The organism is Bradyrhizobium sp. MOS003 (assembly GCF_003020125.1).
GTDB lineage: Bacteria > Pseudomonadota > Alphaproteobacteria > Rhizobiales > Xanthobacteraceae > Bradyrhizobium.
The window spans coordinates 41,601-58,219 of the sequence record NZ_PYFW01000013.1; the positions used below are offsets into that span (position 1 = coordinate 41,601).

Consider the following 16,619-nt stretch of genomic DNA (forward strand, 5'->3'; position numbering starts at 1 on the left):
ACGCGTAAGACGAACGTGGATGCCCGGGACAAGCCCGGGCATGACGACCTTTCGTGAGCGCGCACCTACACCGTCGGCAACACCGAAAACGCTTCCCCTGCCCTGCGCAGGTTCAGCTCATCCGCGCTCGCCGTCTCGCTCGTCACGCTGTCCACGCGCGAGGACGGCGGCCCGTGGCGGCACAGCGCGACCATATCGGCAACATGCTTCGGCGCTCCCGCGAACAGCGCTTCGACGCAGCCGTCGCGGCGATTGCGCACCCAGCCTTCGAGGCCGCACGCAGTCGCCTGATACTCGACCCAAGCCCGGTAGCCGACGCCCTGCACGCGCCCGCGGATCATGACCTGGAGGATCGCCCGGCTCATTTTTTCAGTCCGAGAAAGTCGGCGCTGCGCGCCTTGACGTCGGCCTCGCGCATGACGCGGTTGGTCAGGTCCGCCGACGACAATCCCTTCAGCTCCTTTGGAGCCGTGCCTTCACGCAACGCTTTCAACGTGTCAAACACGGCCCGCGTCGCCGCCGCGATCGGCGGGTGGCCCTGCAGCGCGATGCGCACGCGTTGACTCCCGAGATAATCGATCGCGTTCATTTCGTCTGGCGCACCACCGAGCACGAGGGGGAGACGCGTTGCAGAGGCGATCGCCTCGAGTTCGGCGCGCGACTTGATTCCGGTGAAGAACAGCGCATCCACGCCCGTCGCCTCATACGCCCTGGCACGCTTGATCGCGTCCGCGATCGAGCTGATCGAGGCAGCACCCGTGCGGCCCATGATGACCAGCGAGGGATCGCTGCGACCATCGAGCGCCGCCTTCATCTTGCCGACGCCTTCCTCGAGCGAAATCAGCTGCACCTTGGCCTCACCGAAGGCCGCCGGCAGCAGCGTGTCCTCGATGGTGAGGCCGGCAGCGCCCGCCGCCTCCAGCTCCTGCACCGTGCGGCGGACATTGAGCGCATTGCCATAGCCGTGATCGGCATCGACCAACACGGGGAGCGTCGAAGCGCGCGACATCCGCCGCATCTGCTCGGCAAGCTCGGTGAGCGTGATCAGCGTGATATCGGGATCGCCGAGCACCGCAAGCGAAGCGACCGAGCCGCCGAACATGCCGAGCGGAAATCCGAGATCTTCGGCGATGCGGATCGAGATCGCGTCATAGACCGAGCCGGGATGGACGCAGGCCGAGCCCGACAGGATGGAGCGCAGTTTTTCGCGGCGGGAACGGAAGGCCATGGGTACTGTCTTTCTCTTGGGACCGAAGCCGCCGCTCCAATCTCCGTCATTGCGAGCGCAGCGAAGCAATCCAGGAATGCTTCCGCGGAGACAGGCTGGATTGCTTCGTCGCTAAGGGCTCCTCGCAATGACGGTGCTTGTGGGCAGATCGCCTGCCTCACTCACACTTATGCAAATTCCAGGATCAGCGCGTCCACCGCGAGCGTCGCGCCGGCGCTGGCATGGACCTTCTTCACGGTGCCGTCCTGCTCGGCGCGCAGCACGTTCTGCATCTTCATGGCTTCGACCACCGCCAGTGTCTCGCCGGCCTTGACCTCCTGCCCTTCGGTCACCGCGATCGAGACGATGAGCCCGGGCATCGGGCACAGCAGCTTCTTGCCGGTGTCCGAGGCCGTCGTCACCGGCATCAGCCGCGCCGAGGTCGCTTCCGCTTCGGTCCAGACATAGACCGGGACCTCGACGCCCTGATGCGCGAGGCGGATACCGTTGGCTATCGGCCGCACCTGCACCGCGACCAAATGGCCGTCGATGGTGCCTTGCCAGACCGGATCGCCCGGCTTCCACGGCGAGGCCAGCAGATGCGAATTGCCGGCCTTGCCCCCGGCGTCGACGAAGCGCACCGCGATGGCGTCGCCCTCGCGAGCGACCTCGAGCTGGATCTCCTGACGGTCGAGCCAGACCGCGCGGCGACGCTCGCGCTGCACCACGCGGCCACCCATCTGGCCCGAGATCTGCCGCTTGCGCTCACCCAGCACGTGATCGATGGCGGCGCCGACTGCGGCGATGCGCCGGGCGACCTCGCCTTCGGGTACGCGCACCGCAAAGCCCTTGGGGAATTCCTCGGCAATGAAGCCGGTCGACAGCCGCCCCTCGCGCCAGCGCGGATGATGCATCAGCGCCGACAGGAACGGGATGTTGTGGCGGATGCCGTCGACGTAGAACGAGTCCAGCGCGGTCGCCTGCGCCTCGATCGCGGCCGCGCGCGACGGCGCATGCGTGACGAGCTTTGCGATCATCGGATCGTAGTGGATCGAGATCTCGCCGCCCTCCTGCACGCCGGTGTCGTTGCGCACGGTGATGCCGTCCTTGCTCACTTCCGCCGGCGGCCGGTATTTCACGAGCCGCCCGATCGAGGGCAGGAAGTTGCGGAACGGATCTTCGGCGTAGAGGCGCGATTCCACCGCCCAGCCGGTCAGCGTGACGTCCTTCTGGGCAATGCCGAGCTTCTCGCCGGCGGCAACACGGATCATCTGCTCGACGAGGTCGATGCCGGTGACGAGCTCGGTGACGGGATGCTCGACCTGGAGACGGGTGTTCATCTCAAGGAAGTAGAAGCTCTTGTCCTGGCCTGCGACGAACTCGACGGTGCCGGCGGAATCATAATTCACGGCCTTTGCCAGCGCGACCGCCTGCTCGCCCATCTTGCGACGGGTGGCTTCGTCGAGGAGCGGCGACGGCGCCTCCTCGATGACCTTCTGGTTACGGCGCTGGATCGAGCACTCGCGCTCGCCGAGATAGACGACGTTGCCGTGCTTGTCGCCCAGCACCTGGATCTCGATGTGACGGGGATCGACGATGAACTTCTCGACGAAGACGCGGTCGTCGCCGAACGAGGCCTTGGCCTCGGCCTTGGCGAGGTTGAAACCTTCCGCGACCTCCGAGGTCGAATGCGCGATCCGCATGCCCTTGCCGCCGCCGCCGGCGGACGCCTTGATCATCACGGGATAGCCGATCTCGTCGGCGATCTTGACCGCGTGCTTGGCGTCCTCGATCACGCCGAGATAGCCGGGCACGGTCGAGACCTTGGCCTTGGCTGCCGCCTTCTTCGACTCGATCTTGTCGCCCATCGCCGCGATCGCGCCCGGGTTCGGGCCGATGAAGACGATGCCTGCGGCTTCCAGCGCGCGCGGAAACGCCTCGCGCTCGGACAGGAAGCCGTAGCCGGGATGCACGGCCTGCGCGCCCGTCTTGCGGCAGGCCTCGACGATCTTCTCGATGACCAGGTAGCTCTCCGCCGCCGCCGGCGGGCCGATCAGCACGGCCTCGTCGGCCATCTCGACATGGAGGGCGTCGCGGTCGGCTTCGGAATAGACCGCAACCGTTTCAATTCCCATGCGGCGCGCGGTCTTGATGACCCGGCAGGCGATTTCGCCGCGATTGGCGATCAGAATGCGTTTGAACATGCTTTTCTTGAATCTCGACCTTGGGCGGGACCCTTCCCTGGCCGTTGGGGCCTACGGGAGGGGCCGTGTGGCTCCCGTGGTACATCAAAATGGGCCGGAGGCAACGGTCTAAATCCGGGCCATCTGGCGTACCAGCGCAAGACCGAAACGGGCTCGGGGATGGGGCCGGCGCCGCCTGGGGCCCTACCCCTTCCTGGACATGGACGCCGATTTGGCGACGTCCCGAACCAGGCTGTGAATGAAGTCCAGCTTGGCGACCACGGCCTGCGACAGGATGAAGGGATAGAGGTCGCGCGCGCCCATGGCACGGTTGACGCTGTTCATGGCGAAGGTGAAAGGCAGCCATGCGTCGATGAGCGCCTGGACGTCCCGGGCCTCGTAGGGGTTGAACCGGATGCGCGCCGTCAACTCCCCGTCGCGGTCGATCTTGGGCCGCACCTCCATGCCGAACTCGCCGGCCATCTCCAGAGTGTCGACGATGTGGAGGTAGTGCGCCCAGGTCTCGGCGAAATCTTCCCAGGGGTGCATGGTGGCGTAGGCCGAGACATAGTTCTGCTGCCAGTCCGGTGGCGCACCTTCCGCATAGTGGCGCTGCAGGGCCTGGCCGTAATCGGTGGAATCGTCGCCGAATACCGCGCGGCATTCCTCGAGCTTGCCGCCGCCCTTCACCAGGACGTCCCAGAAATAGTGCCCGACCTCGTGGCGGAAATGCCCGAGCAGCGTCCGATAGGGCTCGCCCATCTCGAGCCGGCGCCGCTCGCGCTCGATCTCGTCGGTCTCGGTCAGCGCGATCGTGATCAGGCCGTTGTCATGGCCGGTCATGACCCTTTCGCCGCTCTGCGGATCGTCGGCCAGGAAATGGAAGATCAGGCCATGCTCGGGATCGTCTTGTCGGGTCCGGAGCGGCAGCTTCCAGCGGATCAGGGAGTACAACAGGCGGTGTTTCGCCACCTCCAGCTCGCGCCAGCCGGCAAGCTGGGCGGGATCGGACAGATCCGGCACGATGCCGTTGTGACGGCAGGCGCGGCAATAGCCGGTGGTATCGCCCGTGTCCGTCAGCCAGTTGCAGGCATCGTACGCGGCATTCCGGCACAGCATCCGGCTTTCGCCCTTCTCCGCCAGAATCTTCCAGGCCTCGCCGTCGGGCTCGATCGCCGACATCGTCTCCTTTTCCGGCAGGAAGGCGACCTGATGGCCGCAGCGTTCGCAGGCACGGTTCTCGAAATAAAGAACGTTGCCGCAGGCCTGGCAGACAAAGAGCTTCAAGATCTATCCTCTTCGGAAAGGGAGCCTTCATCAAAAAGGCATAGGTGGCGCCTCGCGAAAGACGCGCGCGCCGGCCGATCGTTCCAGTCTCCGGAACAAATTGCCAGACGCGGCGTTTGATCGATACGCATCGCCACCTGTTCAGTGGCGTCTTTCCATACCAATCCCTTTAAACAATGGCCATCACGCTCCGTCTGTGTGAATATCGGTCCGGCACGTGCGCTCCCGCATGACAACGGCCGATGCCTTGAACGATCCCCTGCCCGAGACCATCGCCGCCGAAAGGCTGCGCCAGCACCTCGAAGACGTCGCGCGCGAGCGCGACAATGCCTATCGCGCGCTGCAGGAGCGCGAGGCCGAGCTGGCGCGCATCCAGCGCATCGCCAAGGTCGGCGGCGTCGAGGTCGATTTCCGCGAAGGCTTCAAGAACCGCCGCTCGCCCGAATACCTCATCATCCACGGCCTGCCGCCGGAGGCGGCCGGGGAATCGCACGAGGATTGGGTCAATCGCATCCATCCCGACGACCGCGACGCCGCCGTCAAGCACTTCATCGATGCGCTCGCCGGGACCAGCGAAGACTACACCGCCGAGTACCGCATCGTCCGCCCCAATGATGGCGAGACCCGCTGGATCCGGGTCGTCGCCAAGATCGAGCGCGACCAGGATGGCCGCGCCATCCGCCTCGTCGGCGCCCACATCGACATCACCGACCAGATGCTTGCACGCGAAACCCTGCGCGAGAGCGAGGAGCGATTTCGGCTGATCGCCGACAGCGCGCCGGTGCCGATCTGGGTGACGAAGCTCGACCGCAAGCGCTCCTTCGCCAACCAGGCCTATGTCGACTTCGTCGGCCTGCCCTACGAGCAGGCCATCGACTTCGACTGGCGCCAGGTGCTGCATCCCGACGACCTGCCGCAGGTGCTGCAGCAATCCGTTCAGGGCGAAGCGTCGCTCAAGCCCTTCGTGCTGGAGGCGCGTTACAAGAACGCCGCCGGCGAATGGCGCTGGCTTCGCTCGGAGTCGCAGCCGCGCTGGGACCCGACCGGCAAACATATCGGCTTCATCGGCGTCGCCCACGACATCACCGTCGCCAAGCAGGCCGAGATCGAGCTGCGGCAGCTCAATGAGACGCTCGAAGAGCGCATCGCCGAGCGCACCGCCGAGCTCGAATCCAACGAGGCCCGGCTGCGCGCGATCCTAGAGACCAGCAACCAGTATCAGGGCCTAGTCAATCTCAGCGGCGAGCTGCTTTACGCCAACAAGACCGCACTCGACGGTATGGGGGCGAGCTCTTCGGATGTCATCGGAAAGCCGTTGTGGGAGACGCCGTGGTTCAGCGCGACGGAGGGCATGGACACGCTGGTGCGCGAGGCCTTCCACACCGTGCTGAAGGGCGAAGCCGTGCGGCTGGAGATGCGCCTGCGCCTTCCCGTCGGCGAGCGCGATTTCGACTTCGGCATGCGCCCCGTGCTCGACCGCCACGGCAACATCACCGGCGCCGTGCCTGAAGCCGTCGACATCACCGAGCGCCGGCGCGGCGAGGAAGCGCTGCGGCAGTCGCAGAAAATGGAGGCGATCGGCCAGCTCACCGGCGGCGTCGCGCACGACTTCAACAATCTCCTCACCATCATCCGCTCGGCCACCGATTTCCTGCGCCGCCGCGAGCTGCCGGAAGAGCGCCGCCGCCGCTATGTCGATGCCATCTCCGATACCGTCGAGCGCGCCTCGAAGCTGACCGCCCAGCTGCTGGCGTTCGCGCGCCGGCAGCCGCTGAAGCCCCAGATCTTCAACGTCGGCAGCCAGGTCGAGGGCGTCGCGCAGCTGGTCCGGCCGCTGGTCGGCGGGCGCATCGACATCGCGGTGGAGATCCACGATGCCGACTGCTTCACGGTGGCCGACATCGCCCAGTTCGAGACTGCGCTGATCAACCTCGCCATCAACGCCCGCGATGCCATGGACGGCGAAGGCCGCCTCGTGATCGGCGTGCGCAAGGTCTCCGGGATTCCGAGCCTGCGCGCGCAATCGGCGCGCGGCGGCGACTACGTCGCGATCTCCGTCGCCGACACCGGCAGCGGCATCGCGCCGGAACATCTCGACTCGATCTTCGAGCCGTTCTTCACCACCAAGGAGGTCGGCAAAGGCACCGGCCTCGGCCTCAGCCAGGCCTTTGGTTTTGCCAAGCAGTCGGAGGGCGACGTCGCGGTGACGAGCACCCAGGGCAAGGGTGCGACCTTCACCATCTATCTGCCGCAGGCACAGAGCCCCGCCGCGGAAAGCAAGACGACGGCACTCACCAGTGAGACCGCTACCACCGGGCGTGGCTATCGCGTGCTCGTGGTCGAGGACAATGACGATGTCGGCCAGTTCTCGACCGAGCTCCTGGAAGATCTCGGCTATGTCGTTCGCCGCGTCGCCAACGCCAATGCGGCGCTGGCAATCCTTGGTGAAAACGAATTCGCCGTCGACCTCGTATTCTCCGACGTCATCATGCCAGGAATGAACGGCGTCGAGCTCGCCGGCATCATCCGCGAGCGCTATCCCGGCCTGCCCGTGGTGTTGACGTCCGGCTACAGCAACGTGCTCGCCGAGAACGCCCATCGCGGTTTCGAGTTGATCCAGAAGCCGTATTCGGTGGAATCGCTGTCGCGCATCCTGCGCAAGGCGATCACCGAGAAGGTTTCGGTAGCGCGGTGAGAATGGCACGCAACTGTCGCAAACGCCGTCATTGCGAGCGACGCGAAGCAATCCAGGGTCTGTCCGCGGGGGGATTCTGGATTGCTTCGTCGCGACGCTCCTTGCAATGAGGCGCTGGCGCGCCGCCGTAAACGACCGGATATCGATGAGATGAGAACGGCCTTCTTCTCCACCTGGCAAACATGGGCCCTGCTGTCCGCCTGCTTTGCTGCGCTCACGGCGATCTTCGCCAAGGTCGGCGTCGAGAACATCAATCCGGATCTGGCGACCTTCATTCGCACCGTCGTGGTGTTGCTGGCCTTCTCGGTTCTGCTGTTCTTCACCGGCCAGTTTGCGGTGCCGTCGGCGGTCTCATCGCGAACATGGCTGTTTCTGGTGCTGTCGGGACTTGCGACCGGGGCGTCATGGTTGTGCTATTTCCGGGCCCTGAAGCTCGGACCCGCCACCCTGGTGGCACCGATCGACAAACTCAGCGTCGTCCTGGTCGCCCTGTTTGCCTTCGCCTTCCTCGGCGAGCGTCCGACCGGCCAGGGCTGGCTCGGCATCGCCATGATCGGCGCCGGGGCGGTGCTGCTCGCGGTGAAGCTATGAGGCACCAATTCTCGCCATCGCGCGTTTTTTAGCGCATGCGCTCGCTTCGCTCCCGACTGCTTGCTCTCTGGATCATGCTGGTGGTGTCCGGCATGGCCACCGGCTATCTCTTGTTCGAATCCTATCAGCAGACCGCGAATGCGCGGCTGGCGCGCTCCGAGGAATTGGCGGCGCGGGCCTGCCGCGAACTCGCCGATCGCTACCAATTCTTCGTCACGGGCTGGAGCGGCGGCGAGATCGACGATCAGCTGAAGCAGCAGCTTGGGGCTGTCGTCCAGAGCGCGCTCTCCGGCGCGGCCGGAGTCGAGGGCGGCATCTGGCAGGCGGATGCCGGCTCCCTCGCCTACGCGTTTCCGACCTATGAAGGCACCGGACCGAAGACCGACCTGCCCGCGGCCGAGCTCAACACCATTCGCGACGTCAATGCCGAAGCGCAGCGATCCGGCCGGCCATCCTCGGTCCGGCAAAGCGGTCGGTCACAAGTGCTGATCGTTCATGCGTGCCCGCTGCGCGGTCCGCTGACCGGCGCGACCGGATGGACCATGACGCGGGCATTCACGGCGGAGGGGCCGGCCTACAATCAGTTTCTGGCCGGACTCCTGTTGCTTGCTCTCACGATTTTCGGCTCGGCCGCGTGGCTCGCGCGCGTGCTCTATGTCTGGTCGCGCAAGATCAACCGGATCGAGGCCGCTCTGGACGCCCCCCACGCCGGCACGATCGACCTGCCGACATTGCCGCGGACCGGCGCCCCCGAGCTCGACCGCCTGGTCGATGCGCTCAACGGCACCGGCGAACGCCTGTCGGTGGAGCGGCGCCGCGCGGCCGCGGCCGAGCGGCTTGCAGCGCTCGGGCGAATGTCGGCGGGGCTGGCGCACGAAATCCGCAATCCCATCGCCGCGATGCGGCTCAAGGCGGAGAATGCGCTGGCGGTCGCCGACGGCTCGCGCAGCGAAGCAGCCCTGACCTCGATCCTGCAACAGGTTGACCGGCTCGATGTCCTCCTGCGCGACCTCCTGGAGATGACGCAGGCGCGCGAGCCCCGGCTCGCGGAGGTCGATGTCGAAACCTTCCTGATGCGCACAGCCGAGACTCATCGCGACCTCGCCGCGACCCGTAACATCGCGCTGACCGTGGGAACCGGGCCTGCATCCTCGCCGTTACCGCAATTCGATCCGCTCCAGATGCAGCGGGCCCTGGATAATTTGATCATCAACGCCATTCAGAATACGCCCGCGGGCGGCAAGATCAGCGTGGATGCGCGCCGGCGAGGCGACACGTTGCTGCTTCAGGTGTCTGACAACGGTCCCGGCATTCCCGGTGAATTGCGCGAGCGCCTGTTCGAGCCATTCGTCACCGGGCGCGCTGACGGGACCGGTCTCGGGCTCGCCATCGTCCGCGAGATCGCGCGCAATCATCGTGGCCATGTCCGCCTGGTCCGATCCGTCGGCGGAGCCGAATTCGAGATCGAGGTGCCATGGCAACCGTCCTGATCATCGACGACGACCGCGCCCTGCGCGAAGGTCTCGCCGAGGCCCTCGCGGATCTCGGCCATGAACCCCGCCTCGCCGCGTCCGGCCGCGAAGGCCTGGCGGCATTGGACGACGAGGTCGATGCGGTGCTGCTCGATTTGCGCATGCCGGGCGGCATGGATGGGATCGAGGTCCTGCGCCGTATCCGCGCAAGCGCCGGCTGCCCGCATGTCGTGGTGCTGACCGCGTTCGCCAGCGCCGCCAACACGATCGAGGCGATGCGGCTCGGCGCCTTCGATCATCTCAGCAAACCGATCGGCCGCGCGGAACTGAAGGCCCTGCTGGAGCGCCTGCCGCAGCGCGTGGCGGCGAATGCGGCTCCGGAGGACGATGCCGGGGATGGCCTGATCGGATCAAGCGAGCCGATGCGCAGCGTGCAGAAGGCGATCGGTCTCGCCGCCGACAGCGACGCCAGCGTGCTGATCCGCGGCGAGACCGGCACCGGCAAGGAGCTGGTGGCGCGCGCGCTTCACATTCACGGCAAGCGCAAGGACGGTCCCTTCGTCGCAGTCAATTGTGCGGCTATACCCGCCGACCTGCTCGAAAGCGAGCTATTCGGTCACGTCAAGGGATCATTCACCGGCGCGACCGCCGACCGCTCCGGCGCGTTCCGCGATGCCGCCAACGGCACGCTGTTCCTCGACGAGATCGGCGACATGCCGCTGCCGATGCAGGCGAAGATCCTCCGCGCCCTGCAGGAGCAAGTGATCACGCCGGTCGGAGGCAAGCCCGTGCGGACCAACGCGCGGATCATTGCCGCCACCCACCGCGATCTCGCCAGGCTCGCCGCGACCGGAGACTTCCGCGAGGATCTCTACTACCGGCTCGACGTGGTGCAGATCACGCTACCCCCGCTGCGCGATCGTGTGGCGGACATCGTTCCGCTCGCCCGGCACTTCGTCGCGCGCGCGGGCGCGAGCAACAGCCGTCAGAAGCATTTGAGCGAAGCCGCGATCGACAAATTGCAGCGCCATCCCTGGCCCGGCAACGTCCGCGAACTGCGCAACGCGATCGAGCGCGCCTGCATCATGACACGCGGCGACGTGATCGGAGCGGAGGACATCGACACCAGCGCCAATCCGGCCGCTGCAGTCCCGGCGCCGGACAATGCGGACCTGCCCGCGGCCGTCGCGCAGCTCGAGAAGCAGATGATCGAGCGCGCACTGGCGGCCTGCGCCGGCAATCGCACGGAGGCGGCGCGCCGACTCAACATCAACCGCCAGCTGCTCTACACCAAGATGCAGCGCTACGGTCTTGCCGAGGCGTCAGAAAAGCTGACAGACCGTGTCGGCAAAGACGACGCCTGATTCCGCAAGCGCGACGAAAACTCCTTTCGGATCAATCCTTTTGCGACTGGCACATCGCTTGCTGAGGTCTCTGCAAGCGACGAGGTCGCGATATCGACAGGAGTTGTTCCATGAAGACCACACGCATACGCGCGCTGTTCTGGGTGTTGCTCGCCACCACGGCGATCGGCAGCGGGGCTGCCGCCTATTCGCAGGCCCGGGATCCCATGTGGGATTCCTCGCAGCTTCCGGAATCCCGCGGGGCCGTGAAGCAGTACACCTTGACGCCGCGCGGCGACGTCGACGGAGTCATTCTCACCGACGGCACCGAAGTGAAGCTGCCGCCGCATCTCAGCGCCCAGACGGTGTTTGCGATCCGCCCCGGCGACCAGGTTTCGGTGCGCGGCTTGCGCGCCCGGGCCATCCCGCTCGTCGATGCGGCCTCTATCACCAATGTCGCGACCGGCAAGAGCGTCGTCGACAACGGCCCGCCGGACCGGCGCGGCAGCAATGACGACCAGACCATCAGCGGCCGCATCGCCCTGCAATTGCACGGCAAGCGCGGCGAGGTGAACGGCGTCGTGCTTGATGACGGCACCACGCTGCGCTTGCCACCCCCGGAGGCCGAGCGCGTGCAGGACCAGCTCGCTCAGGGCCGAAACATCTCGGTGCGCGGCAACGTACTCGATACCGCCCTCGGCAAGGTAGTCGACGTGCGTGCGATCGGCGCCTCGCCGGAGCAGATGACGGAGGTGCGCGGCCCTCGCCCGCCCGGACCGAAGGACGGCCCGGATCGTCGTGGTCCCCCGCCGCCGCCCCCGGGCTTCGGTCCGCCGCCTCCGCCGCCCCGCGGCTAAGTCACGCTTCGCATCAACAGGGAGAGTTACAACAATGCACTGGATCGATCCCGATAGCCTGCCGGAGACCGCAGGCACCTTTGAGCGCTTCGTGCTCAATCCCCACGGCGAGGTCGACGGCTTCGTCATAAAAGACAGGAAGTCGCTCGTTCTCGTTCATACGCCGCCGCATATGGACAAGGAACTCACCCGCCATCTCAAGCAAGGCGAGAAGGTTCGCGTTCGCGGCGTTCGGCCGCGCGGCGCGGCCCTGCTGGCTGCAGTGGCGGTGATCACCGCCGCCGGCCGCGAGATCGTGGACAACGGCCCGGACCACGACCGCGAGCATCCCAAGGTGAAGCACGTCCCGATGGCGGCGGAGGGCGCTGTCGAGCTGTCGCTGTTCGGCCCCAAGGGCGAACTGCGCGGCGCGCTCCTGTCTGATGGTACCGTGCTGCGGATCGGCCCGAAGGAGGCCGAGCACGTCGCCGCCCTGCTCGCGCCCGGGGCGGTGGTCGCGGCGCGCGGCGACGGCCTTCAGAGCAAGCATGGCCGCGTGATCCATGTCGACGAGATCGGCCCGGATGAGGATCGGCTGAAGCGGATCAAGAAGCCGAAGCCGAAGGACAAGAAGTCCAAGCACGGCCACCCGCACGCCCACGCGGCCTGACGAGACGCGACGCCTGGCGAGGAAGGAGACATTGATGTCGGACACGCATGAGAAGGCACGGGCCGGCCGCGCCCTCGATGCTGCCAACTTCTTCCTCGCCGACGTCCGCGACGGGCTCGGCCCATACCTTGCCGTCTATCTGCTCACCGAGCAGCATTGGGACGAGGCGCGTATCGGCCTCGTGATGTCGGTCGCGACTATCGCCGGCATCCTCGCCCAGACGCCGGCCGGTGCGCTGGTCGACGCGACCCGCGCGAAGCGGACGGTGATGGCGGTCGCCGCGATCCTGGTGACGCTCGCGTCATTGTCGCTGCCCTGGTTTCCGAGCTTCCTGCCGGTCGCGATCTCGCAAGGGATCGCGCAAGCAGCCGGCGTCATTTTTCCGCCGGCGATCGCCGCCGTCTCGCTCGGCATCTTCGGACATCGCGCCTTCACCAGACGCATCGGCCGCAACGAAACCTTCAACCACGCCGGCAACGCCGTCGCGGCGGGCCTGGCCGGATTGTCGGCCTACTGGTTCGGACCGACGGTCGTGTTCTATTTGCTCGGCGGCATGGCCATCGCAAGTCTCGTCAGCATCCTCGCCATTCCCGAACGGGCGATCGACCACGATCTCGCGCGCGGGCTGGACGGGGCGAACGACGCCGAGCAACACGACCAGCCTTCGGGACTGAAAGTGCTGCTGACCTGCCGCCCGCTGCTCGTCTTCGCCATCTGCGCGCTCCTGTTTCACCTCTCCAATGCTGCGATGCTGCCGCTGGTCGGGCAGAAGCTGGCGTCGCAGGACAAGAATCTCGGCACCAGCCTGATGTCCGCCTGCATCGTCGCGGCGCAGTTGGTGATGGTGCCGTTCGCGTTGCTGGTTGGCGCCAAGGCCGACACATGGGGACATAAGCGATTCTTTCTCGCCGCCCTGCTGATCCTGCCGATCCGCGGCGCGCTCTACACGCTCTCCGACAATCCGTTCTGGCTGGTCGGCGTGCAGCTTCTCGACGGCGTCGGTGCCGGCATCTTCGGCGCGATCTTTCCCGTCATCGTCGCCGACCTCATGCGCAACACCGGCCGCTTCAACGTCGCGCAAGGCGCCGTCATCACCGCCCAGAGCATCGGCGCCGCGCTGTCGACGACGCTGGCCGGCTTCGTCGTGGTCGGCGCGGGCTACAGCGCGGCGTTCATCACCCTCGGCGTTGTCGCCGCGATCGGCGCCGTGATCTGCCTTCTCGCGCTGCCCGAGACACGACATGGCGGCCCACGCCGGCGGGGGGAGACAGCGGCGCCGGCATCCGCTATCGCTGCCGAATGATTACATTTCACGTCAAGGACTGACCGTGCCGTCTGACGCCATCTGGGCCTGGAGCATCATCGTCGTCGCGACCGCTTGCGTCATCATCCGGCCGTTCCGCCTGCCGGAGGCGATCTGGGCCGTGATCGGTGCGGGCGCCCTCGTGCTGTCGGGCTTGCTGCCGTGGCGGGACGCGCTCACCGGCATCGAGAAGGGCCTCGACGTCTACCTCTTCCTGATCGGCATGATGCTGATCGCCGAGCTTGCACGCCTCGAAGGCCTGTTCGACTATCTTGCCGCGCTCGCAGTGGAATATGCGGCCGGCTCGCCGCAGCGGCTGTTCCTGCTGATCTATGTCGTCGGAACGCTCGTCACGGTGCTGCTCTCCAACGATGCCACCGCGATCGTGCTGACGCCCGCCGTCTACGCCGCGACGCGCGCGGCCGGCGCCAAGCCGCTGCCCTATTTGTTCGTGTGCGCCTTCATCGCCAATGCCGCGAGCTTCGTACTGCCGATCTCCAATCCCGCCAATCTCGTGGTGTTCGGAGCGCGCATGCCCGAGCTCACCGAATGGCTGCGCATGTTCGCCCTTCCCTCGGCGGCGTCGATCCTGCTGACCTACATCGTGCTGCGGCTGACGCAGCACCGCGCCCTGAAGGAGGAGACGATTGCGTCCAGCGTGCCGCATCCCAAGCTCGGCCGTGGCGGCAAGCTGACGGCGATCGGCATCGTCGCGATCGGAATCGTGCTGGTCACAGCGTCCGCGCTGGACAAGCAACTGGGCTTGCCGACCTTCATCTGCGGCGGCGTGACGGCTGCGATCGTGCTGCTGATCAGCCGCCAGTCGCCGCTCCCCGTCCTGCGCGGCGTGTCCTGGAGCGTGCTGCCGCTGGTCGGCGGGCTGTTCGTGATGGTGGAAGCACTGGTCAAGACCGGCGTAATCGCGCAGCTCAGCGCGCTGCTGCATGAAGCCGTCGCGCAGTCGGTGCCGAAAGCGGCCTGGAGCGTCGGCATCGCGACCGCGATCGCCGACAACATCGCCAATAATCTTCCGGTCGGCCTCGTCGCCGGCTCGGTCGCCGCCAGCGACCATTTGCCGGCGCCCGTCGTCAGCGCCATCCTGATCGGCGTCGACCTCGGCCCCAATCTGTCGGTGACAGGCTCGCTCGCCACCATCCTCTGGCTGGTCGCCCTGCGCAGGGAGAAGATCGAGGTCGGCGCCTGGCCGTTCCTCAAGCTCGGCCTGCTGGTGACGCCGCCTGCCCTGATCGCGGCCCTGGCGGCGGCGATCAGATAATCGATCGCCTCTTTGCGGCGCATCAATGCGGCCGCCCGGGGCGGAGCTATCCTTCATCCTGTCGCGCGGCCCTGTGGTGCGCGGCAAGGAGGTTGATCATGCAGATCCAGTCGAAGGCGTTGCCGCAGAGTTACTCCCTGCGTCGCTCGTTTCAGTTCCTCGCCCCAAACCAAACGGAAAGCCACCCGTTGCTGCTGGTTGCAGCCGTGGTGCTGCTGACCCTGTTCGCGATCGTGGAGGTCGACCTTCACAGCGCTCAGCTTCAGGCCACCGGCCTGCTCGGCCATGGCACCGGGATCGATCCCGTCTTCCTGAGCCCGTAGCGCCCGTCGGGACCGCCCCGATCGCGGCATGAATGCCGCGACCGGGCAATGCTTCGTCAGTCGTTCTCGTAGCCGTAGACTTCCGGCAGGATGAAGATTGCGGCGAGCAATCCGATCAACGGGAAGATCGCGACCATCAACGTGGCATTCGCCTGCCCGATCGCGGCGAACACCGTCGGGAACAGGAAGATCGCCAGGAACGACGGCAGCTTCACGAACATATAAGCGAAGCCGGAGGCCGTGCCGCGATATTTGGGCTTGGCGACCATGGTCGGGATCGTCATGCAGTTCGAGGCGTCCCAATAATGGCCCCACAGCATCGCGGCGGCCGCGAAGGGCAGCAGGATCTTGTTGTCGGTGTAGAGAGCGAAGGCTGCCACCAGCAGCGAGACCAGCACGATCGAGAAGCCGGCGATCGAGATGCCGCGGTGGCCGATCTTCGGCGTCAGCAGCGGCCCGACCCAGCCGGACAGAGCGGCGAAGGAGAACAGCGCCATCGTCACCAGATTGATGCCCAGAATGCTCGACACGCCGACCATGACAAATAGCACCGGCAAATAGAACGCGAAGGTCGAGAACTCGCTGGCTTGCACGAAGCAGGCAATCCAGCCGTAGATCGTGGCGCGCCAGCGGATCGGATCCTTCCTGAGATCGGCGATGAAGGCGCTGGTAGAGACCTTCGGCATCACCACGTCCTGGTCCGGCAGCATGGCGAGATCGTCGTTGAACATTTCGCGCGCGACCTTCTTGGCCTCGCGGTAGCGTCCCTTTTGCACCAGCCACACCGCCGTCTCCGGCACGTCGTGCCGCATGATCAGGATGATCAGCGCCGGCAGCGCGCCGAGGCCGAGCGTCACGCGCCACAGCGTCTCGTGGTTGATGTCGAGCAGCAGGAAAATCACGATGACACCGATCGTCAGCACCTCGCCGACTGCGAACATGAACTGCCAGCGGTTGCCCATGACCTCGCGCTCACCCTTGGCCATGGATTCCATGATGTAGGTGTAGCCGGTCGAGATGTCCGAGCCGAGCGGAATGCCGAGCAGGAAGCGGATCACGATCAGCCAGGTGACGTTAGGCACGAAAGCCTGCGCCAGCGCCAGCACGATGAACATCACCATCGTGATCAGGAACATCACGCGGCGGCCGATCTTGTCGGACAGCCAGCCGCCGAGCAGCGCGCCGATCAGGGCGCCGCCTTGCGTGCCGGCAGCGGCGAGACCGAGCATCAGCGGATCGGGATTGAACTGCTCCTTGATGAAGATCAGCACGAAGGCGATCGAATAGAGGTCCCAGGCTTCGACCAGGATCGAGGCCATCATCAGCCAGCCGACCTTGTTGCCCTTGGGACTGTAATTGGTGATGAGGTAGCGGACCGCAGCTTCGCTCGCGGTCGGTTGTGGCATCGCCATCGTTGACATTTTTTGGACCTT

General features: G+C 66.1%; 14 protein-coding genes. 9 read left to right on the top strand and 5 right to left on the bottom strand.

What is annotated here, in order from left to right:
* Nucleotides 1–65: 65 nt before the first annotated feature.
* The 4 genes from C7G42_RS32380 to C7G42_RS32395 all read right to left on the bottom strand — a co-directional run bounded on the left by C7G42_RS32380 (nt 66) and on the right by C7G42_RS32395 (nt 4,677).
* The gene (locus C7G42_RS32380) at nt 66–365 is read right to left on the bottom strand and encodes an acylphosphatase (protein ID WP_106952901.1); all 300 of its coding nucleotides are present in this window, start codon (nt 363–365) and stop codon (nt 66–68) included.
* Nucleotides 362–1,228, bottom strand: coding sequence for an isocitrate lyase/PEP mutase family protein (locus C7G42_RS32385; RefSeq protein WP_106952902.1), 867 nt, complete (start codon nt 1,226–1,228; stop codon nt 362–364). The genes C7G42_RS32380 and C7G42_RS32385 overlap by 4 nt, the downstream gene beginning before the upstream one ends.
* Before the next feature lie 167 nt (nt 1,229–1,395).
* Nucleotides 1,396–3,411 carry an acetyl-CoA carboxylase biotin carboxylase subunit gene (locus tag C7G42_RS32390; RefSeq protein WP_106952903.1) on the bottom strand — a complete coding sequence of 672 codons (2,016 nt, stop codon included), beginning with the start codon at nt 3,409–3,411 and terminating at the stop codon, nt 1,396–1,398.
* 183 nt (nt 3,412–3,594) lie between these two features.
* Entirely contained in the window at nt 3,595–4,677 is a 1,083-nt protein-coding gene (locus C7G42_RS32395) for a zinc-binding metallopeptidase family protein (RefSeq protein ID WP_106952904.1), read from the bottom strand.
* A 217-nt stretch (nt 4,678–4,894) separates the two neighbouring features.
* On the opposite strand from C7G42_RS32395, the gene C7G42_RS32400 reads away from it, so the two are divergent.
* The 9 genes from C7G42_RS32400 to C7G42_RS32440 all read left to right on the top strand — a co-directional run bounded on the left by C7G42_RS32400 (nt 4,895) and on the right by C7G42_RS32440 (nt 15,186).
* Nucleotides 4,895–7,372, top strand: coding sequence for a hybrid sensor histidine kinase/response regulator (locus C7G42_RS32400; RefSeq protein ID WP_106952905.1), 2,478 nt, complete (start codon nt 4,895–4,897; stop codon nt 7,370–7,372).
* A gap of 150 nt (nt 7,373–7,522) precedes the next feature.
* A complete protein-coding gene (locus C7G42_RS32405; protein WP_106952906.1) occupies nt 7,523–7,963 on the top strand; it encodes an EamA family transporter in 441 nt (146 codons plus the stop codon).
* Between the two features lie 35 nt (nt 7,964–7,998).
* The gene (locus C7G42_RS32410; RefSeq protein ID WP_106952907.1) at nt 7,999–9,453 is read left to right on the top strand and encodes a sensor histidine kinase; all 1,455 of its coding nucleotides are present in this window, start codon (nt 7,999–8,001) and stop codon (nt 9,451–9,453) included.
* Nucleotides 9,438–10,799, top strand: coding sequence for a sigma-54-dependent transcriptional regulator (locus C7G42_RS32415; protein WP_106952908.1), 1,362 nt, complete (start codon nt 9,438–9,440; stop codon nt 10,797–10,799). The genes C7G42_RS32410 and C7G42_RS32415 overlap by 16 nt, the downstream gene beginning before the upstream one ends.
* A gap of 110 nt (nt 10,800–10,909) precedes the next feature.
* Nucleotides 10,910–11,635 carry a hypothetical protein gene (locus C7G42_RS32420; RefSeq protein ID WP_106952909.1) on the top strand — a complete coding sequence of 242 codons (726 nt, stop codon included), beginning with the start codon at nt 10,910–10,912 and terminating at the stop codon, nt 11,633–11,635.
* A gap of 34 nt (nt 11,636–11,669) precedes the next feature.
* Nucleotides 11,670–12,284 carry a hypothetical protein gene (locus C7G42_RS32425; protein ID WP_106952910.1) on the top strand — a complete coding sequence of 205 codons (615 nt, stop codon included), beginning with the start codon at nt 11,670–11,672 and terminating at the stop codon, nt 12,282–12,284.
* 34 nt (nt 12,285–12,318) lie between these two features.
* Complete coding sequence (locus C7G42_RS32430; RefSeq protein ID WP_106952911.1) at nt 12,319–13,587, top strand: MFS transporter; 1,269 nt, start codon at nt 12,319–12,321, stop codon at nt 13,585–13,587.
* Nucleotides 13,588–13,612: 25 nt separating this feature from the next.
* A complete protein-coding gene (locus tag C7G42_RS32435) occupies nt 13,613–14,863 on the top strand; it encodes an arsenic transporter (RefSeq protein ID WP_199581253.1) in 1,251 nt (416 codons plus the stop codon).
* Nucleotides 14,864–14,961: 98 nt separating this feature from the next.
* Nucleotides 14,962–15,186: a hypothetical protein gene (locus C7G42_RS32440; protein WP_106952913.1), complete on the top strand. Its 225-nt coding sequence runs from the start codon at nt 14,962–14,964 to the stop codon at nt 15,184–15,186.
* 56 nt (nt 15,187–15,242) lie between these two features.
* On the opposite strand, the gene C7G42_RS32445 is transcribed toward C7G42_RS32440, so the two are convergent.
* Nucleotides 15,243–16,607: an MFS transporter gene (locus C7G42_RS32445; RefSeq protein WP_106952914.1), complete on the bottom strand. Its 1,365-nt coding sequence runs from the start codon at nt 16,605–16,607 to the stop codon at nt 15,243–15,245.
* Between the last annotated feature and the right edge of the window lie 12 nt (nt 16,608–16,619).